Source organism: Rhodobacteraceae bacterium M382, from assembly GCA_025141015.1.
Taxonomy (GTDB): Bacteria; Pseudomonadota; Alphaproteobacteria; order Rhodobacterales; family Rhodobacteraceae; genus Aliisedimentitalea; species Aliisedimentitalea scapharcae.
The window spans coordinates 1,459,989-1,472,699 of sequence record CP081098.1 but is presented as its reverse complement, the minus strand read 5'-3'; the positions used below and the strand labels follow the sequence as shown (position 1 = coordinate 1,472,699).

The 12,711-nt window shown below is 60.1% G+C and carries 14 protein-coding genes; 10 read left to right on the top strand and 4 right to left on the bottom strand.

The genetic code is table 11. The features are described 5' to 3' along the window. Nucleotides 1-9: 9 nt before the first annotated feature. Entirely contained in the window at nt 10-1,497 is a 1,488-nt protein-coding gene (gene gatA, locus K3727_06735; protein ID UWQ92476.1) for an Asp-tRNA(Asn)/Glu-tRNA(Gln) amidotransferase subunit GatA, read from the bottom strand. Further along, nucleotides 1,497-1,784: an Asp-tRNA(Asn)/Glu-tRNA(Gln) amidotransferase subunit GatC gene (gatC, locus tag K3727_06730; protein ID UWQ92475.1), complete on the bottom strand. Its 288-nt coding sequence runs from the start codon at nt 1,782-1,784 to the stop codon at nt 1,497-1,499. The genes gatA and gatC overlap by 1 nt, the downstream gene beginning before the upstream one ends. Before the next feature lie 286 nt (nt 1,785-2,070). On the opposite strand from gatC, the gene K3727_06725 reads away from it, so the two are divergent. Next, nucleotides 2,071-2,763, top strand: coding sequence for a metal-dependent hydrolase (locus K3727_06725; protein UWQ92474.1), 693 nt, complete (start codon nt 2,071-2,073; stop codon nt 2,761-2,763). Between the two features lie 155 nt (nt 2,764-2,918). Here the strand turns inward: K3727_06725 and K3727_06720 are convergent, their stop codons facing one another. After that, on the bottom strand, nt 2,919-3,374 hold the full coding sequence (locus K3727_06720) for a nucleoside deaminase (GenBank protein ID UWQ92473.1): 456 nt from the start codon (nt 3,372-3,374) through the stop codon (nt 2,919-2,921). A gap of 62 nt (nt 3,375-3,436) precedes the next feature. Here K3727_06720 and K3727_06715 point away from each other — a divergent pair, with 62 nt between their 5' ends. The 7 genes from K3727_06715 to K3727_06685 all read left to right on the top strand — a co-directional run bounded on the left by K3727_06715 (nt 3,437) and on the right by K3727_06685 (nt 10,845). Further along, nucleotides 3,437-4,492 (top strand): rRNA pseudouridine synthase, encoded by a 1,056-nt coding sequence (locus K3727_06715; protein ID UWQ92472.1) that lies wholly within the window; start codon nt 3,437-3,439, stop codon nt 4,490-4,492. Between the two features lie 176 nt (nt 4,493-4,668). Then, the gene (locus tag K3727_06710; protein ID UWQ92471.1) at nt 4,669-5,565 is read left to right on the top strand and encodes a 5-bromo-4-chloroindolyl phosphate hydrolysis family protein; all 897 of its coding nucleotides are present in this window, start codon (nt 4,669-4,671) and stop codon (nt 5,563-5,565) included. Between the two features lie 43 nt (nt 5,566-5,608). Further along, nucleotides 5,609-6,799, top strand: a complete 1,191-nt coding sequence (locus K3727_06705) for a toxic anion resistance protein (protein ID UWQ92470.1) — start codon at nt 5,609-5,611, stop codon at nt 6,797-6,799. A 10-nt stretch (nt 6,800-6,809) separates the two neighbouring features. Next, a complete protein-coding gene (locus tag K3727_06700) occupies nt 6,810-7,754 on the top strand; it encodes a DUF2927 domain-containing protein (GenBank protein ID UWQ92469.1) in 945 nt (314 codons plus the stop codon). A 31-nt stretch (nt 7,755-7,785) separates the two neighbouring features. Beyond that, the gene (locus K3727_06695) at nt 7,786-8,943 is read left to right on the top strand and encodes an SPFH domain-containing protein (GenBank protein ID UWQ92468.1); all 1,158 of its coding nucleotides are present in this window, start codon (nt 7,786-7,788) and stop codon (nt 8,941-8,943) included. Nucleotides 8,944-9,155: 212 nt separating this feature from the next. Next, nucleotides 9,156-9,683 (top strand): cytochrome b/b6 domain-containing protein, encoded by a 528-nt coding sequence (locus K3727_06690; GenBank protein ID UWQ93298.1) that lies wholly within the window; start codon nt 9,156-9,158, stop codon nt 9,681-9,683. Nucleotides 9,684-9,702: 19 nt separating this feature from the next. Continuing rightward, nucleotides 9,703-10,845 (top strand): TFIIB-type zinc finger domain-containing protein, encoded by a 1,143-nt coding sequence (locus tag K3727_06685; protein UWQ92467.1) that lies wholly within the window; start codon nt 9,703-9,705, stop codon nt 10,843-10,845. Between the two features lie 118 nt (nt 10,846-10,963). Here K3727_06685 and K3727_06680 read toward each other — a convergent pair whose 3' ends face one another. Further along, nucleotides 10,964-11,383 carry an Hsp20/alpha crystallin family protein gene (locus K3727_06680; protein ID UWQ92466.1) on the bottom strand — a complete coding sequence of 140 codons (420 nt, stop codon included), beginning with the start codon at nt 11,381-11,383 and terminating at the stop codon, nt 10,964-10,966. 141 nt (nt 11,384-11,524) lie between these two features. Between K3727_06680 and K3727_06675 the strand changes: the two genes are divergently transcribed. Together K3727_06675 and dtd are read left to right on the top strand one after the other, a co-directional pair. Further along, complete coding sequence (locus K3727_06675) at nt 11,525-12,199, top strand: nitroreductase (protein ID UWQ92465.1); 675 nt, start codon at nt 11,525-11,527, stop codon at nt 12,197-12,199. Between the two features lie 34 nt (nt 12,200-12,233). Then, a complete protein-coding gene (gene dtd, locus K3727_06670) occupies nt 12,234-12,680 on the top strand; it encodes a D-tyrosyl-tRNA(Tyr) deacylase (GenBank protein ID UWQ92464.1) in 447 nt (148 codons plus the stop codon). Nucleotides 12,681-12,711 lie beyond the last annotated feature (31 nt).

Below are 12,711 nucleotides of genomic sequence, written 5' to 3'. Positions count from 1 at the left end.
ACGCCCGTCTTACCACCATTGACCCGGTTTGGCCACAAATCCTGCCGCGGTTTCCAACGCATAGGCGGTGTTCAGCAGATCGCCCTCTTCCCAGGGTTTGCCGATCAGCTGCAGGCCCAGCGGCAGACCCTGTGTGTCCAGCCCTGCAGGCACGGAGACACCGGGCAGGCCCGCCAGGTTCACGGTCACGGTAAAGACATCGTTTAGATACATCTGCACCGGATCCGCATCGGTCATTTCCCCCAGACCAAAGGCAGCCGACGGCGTTGCCGGGGTCAGGATCGCATCGACACCTGCGGCAAACACATCTTCGAAGTCCTTTTTGATCAAGGTGCGGACGCGGCGGGCGCGGTTGTAATAGGCGTCATAGAAACCGGCCGACAAAACATAGGTGCCGATCATCACCCGACGCTGCACTTCGTCCCCGAACCCTTCGGCGCGGGTCTTTTCGTACATCTCTGTGATACCGTCCCCGGCCTCGAGCGTGGCGCGGTGACCGTAACGGACCCCATCATAGCGCGCGAGGTTCGACGACGCTTCGGCAGGGGCAATCACATAGTAGGCAGGCAACGCGTATTTGGTGTGCGGCAACGAAATATCAACGATCTCGGCACCGGCAGCTTTCAGCATCGCGGCACCATCTGCCCACAATTTTTCGATTTCGGCGGGCATGCCATCCATGCGGTATTCGCGCGGAATGCCAATTTTCTTGCCCTTGATGTCGCCGGTCAGCATCGCTTCGAAATTTGGCACCGCCAGGTCGGCGCTGGTTGAATCCTTGGCGTCGTAGCCGCACATCGCTTCGAGCATGATGGCCGCGTCGCGCACGTTCTTGGTCATCGGGCCGGCCTGATCCAGAGACGAGGCAAAGGCGACAATCCCCCAGCGCGAGCACCGCCCGTAGGTTGGTTTGATGCCGGTGATGCCGGTGAACGCCGCAGGCTGGCGAATCGACCCGCCGGTGTCTGTCCCTGTAGCGGCCAGACACAGATCGGCAGCCACAGCAGACGCCGAGCCTCCGGAGGAGCCGCCCGGGGTCAGTTGGGCGTCATCATTGTCACGCCGCCAGGGGCTGACAGCATTGCCATAGACAGAGGTTTCATTGGACGACCCCATGGCGAATTCGTCCATGTTCAGCTTGCCCAGCATCACGGCACCTGCATCCTGCAGCTGCTGCGAAACAGTGGATTCATATTCCGGCCTGAAGCCCTCGAGAATTCCAGAGGCGGCCTGAGAGGCGACGCCTTTGGTGCAGAACAGGTCCTTGATGCCAATCGGCAGACCACACATGGCGGGCGCATCGCCCTGCGCCAGACGCGCGTCCGCGGCCTTGGCCCGGTCCAGAGCGATTTCCGGTGTCTTGTGCACAAACGCATTCAGCGCATCTGCGGCGTCGATCGCGGTCAGGCAGGATTGTGTCAGCTCGACGCTGGTGGTTTCACCCTTGCGCAGCAGGTCGCGGGCTTCGGCCAGGCCCAATTTGTTCAGCTCAGTCATTATTCAACCACCTTGGGAACTGCAAAGAAACCTTCGCGCGCGTCGGGCGCATTGGACAGGACCTTGTCCTGCTGATTGCCATCACTGACCACATCCTGGCGGCGTTTCAGCTGTTGCGGAGTGACAGAAGTCATCGGCTCGACACCTTCGACATCCACTTCGTTCAGCTGTTCAATAAAGCCGAGGATATTGTTGAATTCCGACGCAAGCGCCGGCAATGCGTCTTCCTCGACCCGGATCCGGGCCAGTTTGGCCACCTTGGCGGCTGTGCTTTGGTCAATCGACATGGGAACCCTCATCTGCGTCAGGCAGGCATTTACCCCTCTGGACGTCCGGTCGCAAGGGTTCAGGTGGAGTCCAAGCGCCTGAAACCGTCACATGCGACCTGACAGCTATCGTCTATACCCGGGACCGGGATACGCAACGGAGTTCGCCAGTGTTTCAATCGGATGCTTGAAACAGAGGGAGCCTTGCGGCAGCATCTCGGGAGGTCAACCCCGCTGGATTAAAGGGTCTTGGGGCGCTGCGACATCTTCGAACCGAAAGCAAATTTACAATCTACGGAGGCGATTCATGAAAATCATCTGGTTGGGCCACGGCAGTTTTCGCTTGGAAACCGAAGGGCAGGTTCTGTTGATAGACCCCTGGTTGACCGGCAATCCGGTGCTGGGCGAAGACCAGCATGAGGCCGCCGTATCCGGCGCTACGCATATCTTGTTGACCCATACACATTTCGACCATGTGGTCGATGTCCTGGATTTGGCCAAGACGCTGGCCGTCCCCGTGGTGGGTCAATACGACCTGATGGGACATTGGAGCGAATCCGAAGGCATCGACACCATCGGTTTCAACAAGGGCGGTACTGTGGATCTGAATGGGGTCAAGGTGTCCATGGTGCCTGCCTCGCACAGTTCGACCTTCAACACGCCTGAAGGGCTTCGCACGGGGGGCACCGAGGTTGGGTTCATGATCCGGGCTGAAGGCAAAACCGTCTACGTATCCGGTGACACGGACATCATGGCCGATATGGAGTGGATGGGGGATTATTACAAACCTGACATCGGCATCCTGTCGGCCGGAGGACATTTCACCATGGATATGGCCGGAACCGCCTATGCGGCCAGGCGGTATTTCGACTTCAAGACCGTGATCCCCTGCCACTACAAGACGTTCCCCATTCTGGAGCAATCGGCAGACGTTCTGAAACAGGGACTCCCGGGCGTAGATGTGATCGAGCCCGACGTCATGACGGCGATCGAACTGTAGTCTCCAGACCCGGCTGCCAGCGCACCGATGCGCCACGCGCGCCAGAACGGCGCCGATGCGCTCCCGCCCGTCGTCCCCGCCCCTGCGGGGCAGGTCCTTCCGTTGGGCCGCGCCGCGCGCGCGGCGCGCGGCGGGCGCAGGTCGTTGCAGGCTGGTCAGGGATGCCGGCGGGCCGCAAAGAAAGTTTTGAGCAGATCGGCTGCGCTTGCTTCTCCGATCCCGTCGTAGATCTCGGGAACATGATGCGCCTGAGGATGGTCAAACACACGGGCTCCATGCAGCACACCACCGGATTTGGGGTCCGAGGCCCCAAAATAGACCCTGCCAATACGTGCTGCGGCTATGGCCGCGGCGCACATGGCGCAGGGCTCCAGCGTCACATAGAGATCAAATCCGATGAGCCGTTCTGTCCCCAGCCGGGCACAGGCGTCGCGGATCACCAGGATTTCGGCGTGCGCCGTCGGATCGTTCCGCTCCCGCGTGCGATTGCCGGCTTGGGCTGCGACCTGACCCTGCGGATCAATCAGCACCGCGCCCACCGGCACTTCGCCGCGGTCCGCGGCAGCGCGCGCTTCGTTCAGTGCCAATTCCATGTATGATGTGAATGCCATATCCCTCACTGCCCCAGGAATGGGTGCTTTCGCAAGCCCGCGAAACCCTGTAGGAGCGCTTCATGACCCAGACTCCCTCTCAGAATGGCGACCGGATCGCCAAAGTGCTGGCCCGCGCCGGTGTCGCCTCCCGGCGCGAAGCGGAACGGATGATCGAAGCCGGGCGGATCGCCGTCAACGGCAAGAAGATCGACAGCCCCGCCCTGAACGTCACAGATCAGGACAAGATCACCGTGGATGGCGCGCCAATGAAGGTACCGGAGCCACCGCGGCTGTGGCTTTATTACAAACCATCGGGGCTGGTGACCACCAACAGCGACGAAAAGGGACGTACGACCATCTTTGACGAATTGCCCGACACATTGCCCCGGGTGATGACCGTTGGACGGCTGGACCTCAATTCCGAGGGGTTGTTGCTGTTGACCAATGACGGCGGCGTCAAACGACAGCTGGAGCTGCCATCGACCGGATGGTTGCGCAGGTATCGTGTGCGGATCAATGGTCGCCCACAGGATCAGGACTTTGCCCCTCTGCGCCAAGGGTTGGTGGTGGACGGCGAACGGTTTCAACCCATGACCGTTTCGCTGGATCGTCAACAAGGGGCCAACGCCTGGGTAACAATCGGGCTGCGCGAAGGCAAAAACCGCGAAATCCGCCGGGCCATGGAAGACATCGGATTTTCGGTAAACCGTCTGCTGCGGATTTCCTATGGCCCCTTCCAGTTGGGCGATCTGAAACCCGGCGACGTCGAAGAGCTGCGCCGCAAATTGATCCGCGATCAGTTGGGGCTGGAAATTCCCGAAGAGGTCGCCCCCACGTCCAAACGCCCGACGCGACGACGCCCGTCCCTGGCTGGCAAGCCCGGACGCCCACAACCCGAAACTGCGTCATCCCCGCGCCCAAAAGGCGGTGCAAAAGGTGCGGCCAAGGCCGCCAAAGGCGCAGCACGCGAGGCGGCCACTGGTATGGCGCCCACCGGCAAGGCACGGCGCAAATCGACCGATGGCCCGGCCGGGACACGTGGCTCAGCAGGCAAACCGGGCAGCAACAGACCCGGATCCGGCAAAGGCCGCCCATCCGGTTCCCCACGCCCCACCGGCAAGAACCCGCGCCGCTGATCCAAATGCGGCTCTGTTCCCCCTAGTATGACGGCGAACCTTCGCCTAAATTCAGGTATAGTGAAGGAAATCAGGGAGCAGCCATGTCCGGCAAGGCAATCCAGCGCATCGCATTTGCTGCGCTTCTGGTGTTGATGTTTGGCGTCTCCACCGGCTGGATCATGGGAGGGTAACCCATGGCCAAACGCTATGGCGGGCAATACAGCCCCGACGACTCGCACTCAGAGCCGGATCAGGACATCTCCCGCACCGGATATGCCGGGGCACAGGTCGATCCTGTCGGAGTGCGCGCCAATCTGATGTTCATTCCGGCGATCCCGCTGGTTTTCACGTCCTTGAATGATGGTGCCACCGGGCTTGCGATTGGGCTGGGCGCTGCCGGAGCATGGGTGCTGGGCGCATGGTTGCTGCGCGAAGGACTGCGCGCCGAGGTGGCATTCAACGCCCGCCGGGTTGCCAAACGCCCCGCAATCCCGCGCAAGATCTTCTCTTCGGTGCTGACCGGAGTGGGGACAGCCTTGGCCGCCTACAAATCGGATCCGACCTTGGTTGCGCCATTGATCTATGGCGGGGCCGCAGTGGCTCTGCACCTCACCGCCTTTGGCCTGGACCCGCTGAGCGACAAGGGCGTCGAGGGCATTGACCAATTCCAGCAAAACCGCGTGGCCCGTGCCGTGGACGAAGCCGAAACCTATCTTGGTGCCATGTCCGACGCGATCCGACGTGCCGGGGACCGAAGGCTGGAGACACGGGTCGAGCAATTCCAGACCGTTGCCCGCGATTTGTTTCGCACCGTCGAAGAGGACCCCCGTGATCTGACGGCGGCGCGCAAATACCTGACCGTCTATTTGATGGGGGCCCGCGACGCGACAGTCAAATTCGCCGACATCTATGTCCGGTCTGGCGACGCGCAGGCGCGCACGGATTATGAAACGCTGTTGGATGATCTGGAACAGAATTTTGCCGCTCGAAATCGCAAGATGCTGCTCGAAGATCGCAGCGACCTGACCATTGAAATCGACGTGCTGCGCGACCGGTTGCAGCGCGAAGGAATTCAATTGAACCGCCGATAAATTGCTTCTTTCGGGTAATCCGAGACAAGAAAGGAACGAGTACATGTCCGAGACGATCCAACAAAAAGCGGCCCAGACCATTGGTCTGGTCGACGAAGTCACCGCCGTAGTTCTGCCCGAACCCAAAGCCGAGATCGCCCCCCTGGAACAGGCCGACGCCCCGACCAGCGACGCGATCCGGTCCCGCATGGACGAACTGGACATGGAAGACACCAATTCGATCATCTCGTTCGGCTCCGCCGCCCAAGCGGAACTTCAACAGATCAGCCAGGCGATGCTGACGGATGTGCGCAACAAGGACGTGGGCCCTGCCGGCGACAGCTTGCGCAGTATCGTTACCACCATTCGCGGTTTTTCAGTCAGCGAACTGGATGTGCGGCGCAAGCAGAGCTGGTGGGAAAAACTGCTGGGCAAGGCAGCCCCTTTTGCACAGTTCACCGCACGGTTCGAAACAATCCAGGGGCAGATCGACAAAATCACCGACAGTCTTTTGGGCCACGAGCACACCCTGCTCAAGGACATCAAGTCGCTCGACCTTCTGTATGAAAAAACCCTGAATTTCTATGACGAACTGGCGCTGTACATCGCCGCCGGTGAAGCGAAGGTCAAGGAACTGGACGCCACCGCGATTCCTGCCAAGGAAGCCGAGGTGCAGGCCGCCCCGGAAAATGATCAGGTGATGAAGGCGCAGGAACTGCGCGATCTGCGCGCCGCGCGCGATGATCTGGAGCGCCGGGTTCATGACCTAAAACTGACCCGACAGGTGACCATGCAGTCGCTGCCTTCGATCCGGTTGGTACAGGAAAATGACAAGTCGCTGGTGACCAAGATCAACTCTACGCTGGTCAACACCGTGCCTCTCTGGGAAACTCAGCTGGCACAGGCCGTGACCATTCAACGCAGCGCCGAAGCTGCTGCCGCCGTGCGTGACGCCAATGATCTGACCAATGAACTGCTGACTTCGAATGCGGCCAACCTGCGCGACAGCAACAAGATGATCCGCCAGGAGATGGAACGCGGTGTGTTCGACATCGAAGCGGTGAAACAAGCCAATGCCGACCTGATCGGCACCATTCAGGAAAGCCTTCAGATCGCGGATGAGGGCAAGGCCAAACGCGCCGCAGCCGAAGAGGATCTGAAGAAGATGGAAGCCGACCTGCGCGACACGCTCTCCGCTGCCAAGGCGCGTCGTGACGGCACTGGCGACACGGCTGGCACGGCGGTGCCGCACTGATATGACGGGCATGTGGCGTCGCTCTCTGGCTGCAATCCCAGCAGCGCTCATGGCTCTGGCGTTGCCTGGCTGTGACGACGCGTTGCGCACATCCCTGACACCACCGAGCCGTCCACCCGAACTGGCGCAACCCAAACCCGTCTCGGCGCAAAGCCAGGAGTTGGCTCGCTACTATTCTGCTCTGCAAAGTGACCTGTTGACCCGTGGATTGTTGCGCAGGGACGGCGGGGGGCCGGACACCCCCTATGACGCCGATGACCTGGTTCAGCACTTTGAAACCGTTGCGTTTTATGACGAATACGCCCGCGGAACAGCGCTTGGGGCCCGGCCCAACACCAATGCCGGAGCGCTCAGCCGGTGGAGCGCCCCGGTGCGCATCGGAGTGGAATTCGGTGCCTCGGTGCCGCCAGAGATGCGGGCACAGGATACCGCGACCATCGACGCCTATACCAATCGGCTGGCGCAGGTGACCAAACACCCGATCACCACCAGCGGCTCCCGTCCCAATTTTCACGTCTTTATTGCAGGCACGGATGACAGCGCCCAGATCCAGGATCGGTTGCGCCAATTGGTGCCGGGCATTTCCATAGAAGAGCTGGCTCTGTTCCAGAATTTGCCGCGATCCTTTTATTGTTTTGTTGTCGCCGTGGCGGACCGAAACAATCCGCACACCTATGCGCGGGCGGTCGCTTTGATCCGGGCCGAACACCCGGATCTGTTCCGGCTCAGCTGCATCCACGAAGAGATTGCCCAAGGGCTGGGCCTGCCCAACGACAGTCCGACCCTGCGTCCGTCAATTTTCAACGACGACGATGAATTCGCATTGTTGACCAGCCACGATGAAAAACTGCTGCAGATCCTGTATGATCCAAGGCTGAAACCGGGCATGACTGCCGACGAGGCCCGCCCGGTCGTGCGCGTCATTTCCCGCGAAATTCTGGGCGCGCCGCTGTAAGGGCTGCCCGCCGCAAGTGAGAGGAACCAATATGGGTATTTTCGACTTTCTGACCGGAGAATTCATCGACGTCATCCATTGGACAGACGACACCCGTGACACCATGGTGTGGCGGTTCGAACGCGAAGGCCACGAAATCAAATACGGTGCCAAGCTGACCGTGCGCGAAGGTCAATCCGCAGTGTTTGTGCACGAAGGACAGCTCGCAGATGTGTTCACGCCTGGGCTCTACATGCTAGAGACCAACAACATGCCAGTAATGACAACGCTGCAGCATTGGGATCACGGGTTCAAAAGCCCCTTCAAATCCGAAATCTATTTCGTCAACACCACCCGGTTCAACGACCTGAAATGGGGCACCAAAAACCCGATCATGGCGCGGGATCCGGAATTCGGCCCGGTGCGGTTGCGCGCCTTTGGCACGTATTCGATCCGGGTGAGCGATCCGGCGCGGTTCCTGACCGAGATCGTCGGCACCGACGGCGAATTCACCATGGATGAGATCAGCTTTCAGATCCGCAATATCATTGTGCAGGAGTTCAGCCGGGTGATCGCCGGATCAGGGATCCCCGTCCTGGACATGGCCGCCAATACCGCCGATCTGGGCAAACTGATCGCCGCAGAGATTTCCGGGACAGTCGCCGAATACGGGCTGGCCATCCCCGAACTTTATATCGAAAACATCTCATTGCCACCTGCGGTTGAAGCCGCAATGGACAAACGAACACAGATGGGCATTGTCGGCGATCTGGGGCGCTATACCCAATTCTCAGCCGCTGAAGCCATGACCGCCGCTGCCCAGACCCCCAATAGCGGTATGGGCGCAGGTATGGGCATGGGCATGGGTATGGCGATGGCCCAGCAAATGCAGGGACACATGGCAGCGGGTCAACCGTCGGGCCCGTGGGGCGCGCGCGCGCCCGCTGCTGCACAGGCCACAGCGCCTGTGGCCCCTCCCCCCCCACCGGTCGAACATGTGTGGCACATTGCCGAAAACGGTCAGACACATGGCCCCTTTTCCAAGGCCAGGCTGGGGCGCATGGCGGCAGATGGAGCAATGACCCGGGACAGTCTGGTGTGGACGGCCGGTCAGGACGGCTGGAAGCGGGCAGAAGATGTCGCTGAGCTGGCACAGCTCTTTACCATCCTGCCGCCCCCTCCTCCGCCGCCCCCTCCCGCGGCTGGGTAATTGCGGGCCACCGACCGAGCGGCTGCTGATTGTGTCCCTTTGCGATCAGCACTGCGAGGTCGGATGACCCGTTCGACGTTTGAATTTTGCTCTGCAGCTCCTCCTGTCGCATGACGTCGAATGTCGGAAATAACCTTCAAAGATGACCTGGCGTTGAACTGCCGATCCTTTTGTCACCAACAACATGATCCCCCTTGGACCCCGTAACGATGATCACCCACCGAACATTGCTAAAATGGTTGCACTGGCTTAGCGCCCTGTTGCTCATGTATTTTCTTTTGATCGAGCCCGAAGACAACCGCAGTGACCCCGGGTTGGCCCTGTCAACGCACGCTGGAATGGGGGTGTTGCTGGCAATCGTGACGGCCACCTGGCTGTTCGTATATTGGCGCAAGGGGCTGGCCGGGCGGCCAGGTCCAAAACTGCCAGGGTGGGCGCGCCCGGTGCACCAGCTAAGCCACAGGGCGCTTCAGATCGGTCTGCCTGTCGTGGTTCTGACAGGCGCGTTGGCCGGGCTTGCTGCGCCATTCGCCATCAGGGCGTTTGGTGTCGTCCAGATCAACCCCGGGATCGCGCCCCGCGGGTTGCACAAGCTGGCCGAAGACATCCATGAGATTGCCTTTGACGCCCTGTTGGTTCTGATCGTGGCACATATCGTTTTCCATCTCTGGCGGCATTTTCTGGTCAGGGACAACGCGCTGCGCATAATGGTGCCCAAAGCCCTGCATAAATATCTCTGATGACAAAGGTCCTTTTGCCATGAGCGCAACGCCCCCCCCTCCTCCCAGCCACCCGCAGGGCGCTGCGCCAGGCACCCCATCGGACACACACCGGTTTCCATGTGATCAATGTGGGGCGGATTACCGGTTCGAACCCGGCAAGGGCCAGTTGACCTGTGATCATTGTGGGCACAGTGAACAGATCGCCGGTGGACCCTGGCGTGGAGCCCCCCTTCGCGAGCTGGATTTCGAAGAAGCGTTGGCCCGACGTTTGCCTGATGTGGAGATCGAGGAAACCCGCGTTTCGAGCTGTCCGAATTGTGCGGCTCAGGTTGAGTTCGATCCCCGGACCCACGCGGCCGAATGCCCGTTCTGTGCCACGCCGGTGGTGACCGACACCGGCCCCAACCGCCATATCAAACCCAAGGGTGTCTTGCCGTTTGCCTACAGCGAGCGTGAGGCCCGCAAGGCAATGACCGATTGGCTGGGTCGGTTGTGGTTTGCCCCTGGCGGCCTCAAGGAATACGCCCGCAAGGGACGCAAGATGCAGGGTATCTATGTGCCCTATTGGACCTTTGATGCGCAGACACAATCCCGGTATTCGGGACAACGGGGCACGGTCTATTATGTGACCGAGACCGTGGTCGTGGATGGCAAGCAACAGCAAAGACAGGTGGCCAAGGTTCGGTGGACCCCGGTATCAGGCAGGGTTGGCCGGTTCTTTGACGATGTGTTGGTGCTGGCGTCCCGCAGTCTGCCCAAACGCTATACCGATGCGTTGGAACCGTGGGATTTGTCGGCTCTGGAGCCTTACCAACCACAGTTCCTGGCGGGGTTTCGGGCCGAAGCCTATGGAGTTGAACTCAAAGACGGCATGGGCGAGGCGCGGATCAAGATGGACCGGGTTATTGAACGCGATGTAAGGTTCGACATAGGTGGGGATCGCCAACAGATCTCGATGATCGATACCGATCTGTCCGAAGTGACATTCAAACATATCCTGTTGCCGGTCTGGCTGGCGGCGTACAAATACCGTGGCAAGACATATCGGTTCGTGGTCAATGGCCAATCCGGGCAGGTCCAGGGCGAACGCCCCTGGTCCGGTTGGAAAATCGCAATGGCCGTTGTGGTGGGGGCTGTGATAGCGGGAGCTATCGGCTACATCATGGCCCAGAACCAATAGGCCCGTTAGGGCGCGTGCCGGAAAGCAGGGCTTTCCGGTCAAAGTTCTTATTTAAGAATTTTGCCGCCGCCGTTGCGAGCGTGCGCTTGCGCACGCTCGCAACGGCCACCCGTCCTGATCAGCCGCGGGTAATCTCGATCCGTTGGGCCTTGTCTTCCTGTTCCGGCGCTTTTCTAGGGATCTTCACGTGTAGGACCCCCTCTTGCATCCGTGCATGGGCGCTGGGGCCATCTGCGTCTTCGGGCAAGCGGAAGGTGCGACGAAAAGCACCATACTGGCGCTCGCTGAAATACCAAGTATCCCCGGTTTTCTCTGTCTGAGTTTTCTTTTCGCCCCGAATGGTCAACGCCCCTTTGTCAAACGTCAGTTCAATGTCCTGCTCGGACACTCCTGGCAATTCGATCGAAATGTCATAGGCCTGTGCATTGCCAGACGCTTCTGTCGCCGGGTTCAACCATTCGGACACCCGTGTCCCAAAGGCGCGAAGCGGATCATATAGCGATGGCCAAAAGCCACCGGGTTCGGTTTTTTCTACCATTTCATATCCTCCTTTCGTTACTTTGGAAGGATAGCATTTTCGCGTCCTTCACGCCTTGATCAGGCGCAAAATCCGCCCCTTGCAACCTTGGCGGTGCCCCGGCACTGTCTGTCCGAACGCATTAACCAAAGACGAGCCTGCATGACCTGTAACCTGACCGATCTGGACAGCCTTTTGTCCACCCGCCATTCCTGTCGTGCTTTTCGCCCTGCACCGGTGCCCCGCGCCACCATTGAACAGCTGTTGCAGGCGGCACAGAAAGTACCCTCGTGGTGCAATGCCCAGCCTTGGAAGGTCACGATTGTCAGCGGCTCCCAGACCGACCAATTGCGCAGCGTGCTCGTAGACCGGGCACAGGCCGGCCATCATAAACCGGATCTGGCTTTTCCTACGCGCTACCAGAACGAATACCAGGACCGGCGGCGGGCTTGTGGTTGGGCACTGTATGAGGCCGTCGGCGTTCCCAAAGGCGACCGCGCGGCATCGGCCCAACAAATGATGGAGAATTTCAACTTTTTTGGCGCGCCCCATGTCGCGATCCTGTCCAGCCCGGTCGAACTGGGCTCGTATGGAGCGATGGATTGTGGGGGGTATGTGGCGGCGTTTACGCTCGCAGCCACAGCGGCGGGGCTGGCTTCGATCCCTCAGGCGGCTGTTGCGTCACATGCACCGGTGTTGCACGACATTCTGGATATCCCCACAGACCGCACGATTCTGTGCGCGATCTCATTTGGTTACGCGGATACAGACCATCCCGCGAACGGGTTTCGCACCGACCGGGCGGCGCTGGACGAATTTGTCGACTGGCGCTCCTGAACTCTCTCTTATCCATTTCAACAGGACCCAACCCATGCGCGCTTTGATCCAAAGAGTCAGCGAAGCCTCTGTGACCGTCGAGGGCAATCGCATTGGTGAAATCGGCCCCGGCCTGTTGGTGTTGATCTGCGCCGTGCAGGGCGACAGCACCGAACAGGCCGATCACCTGGCCGCCAAAATCGCCAAGCTGCGGATATTCAAGGATGACGCGGACAAGATGAATCTGTCTGTCCGCGATATCGGCGCAAGCGCTCTGGTGGTCAGCCAGTTCACGCTCGCGGCGGATACCAGACGCGGAAACCGTCCGGGATTTTCGACGGCTGCTCCGCCAGCCGAGGGCGAGAAGTTGTATACGTATTTTGCTGATCAACTGGCGGCTCAGGGCGTAGCTGTCGCACGAGGCAAATTTGGTGGCGACATGCAGGTGCGCCTCCTCAATGACGGGCCGGTGACGATTTGGATGGACACCGATGACCGGTGACAGCGCATTCCGCGTCAGATGGTCTGAAAAC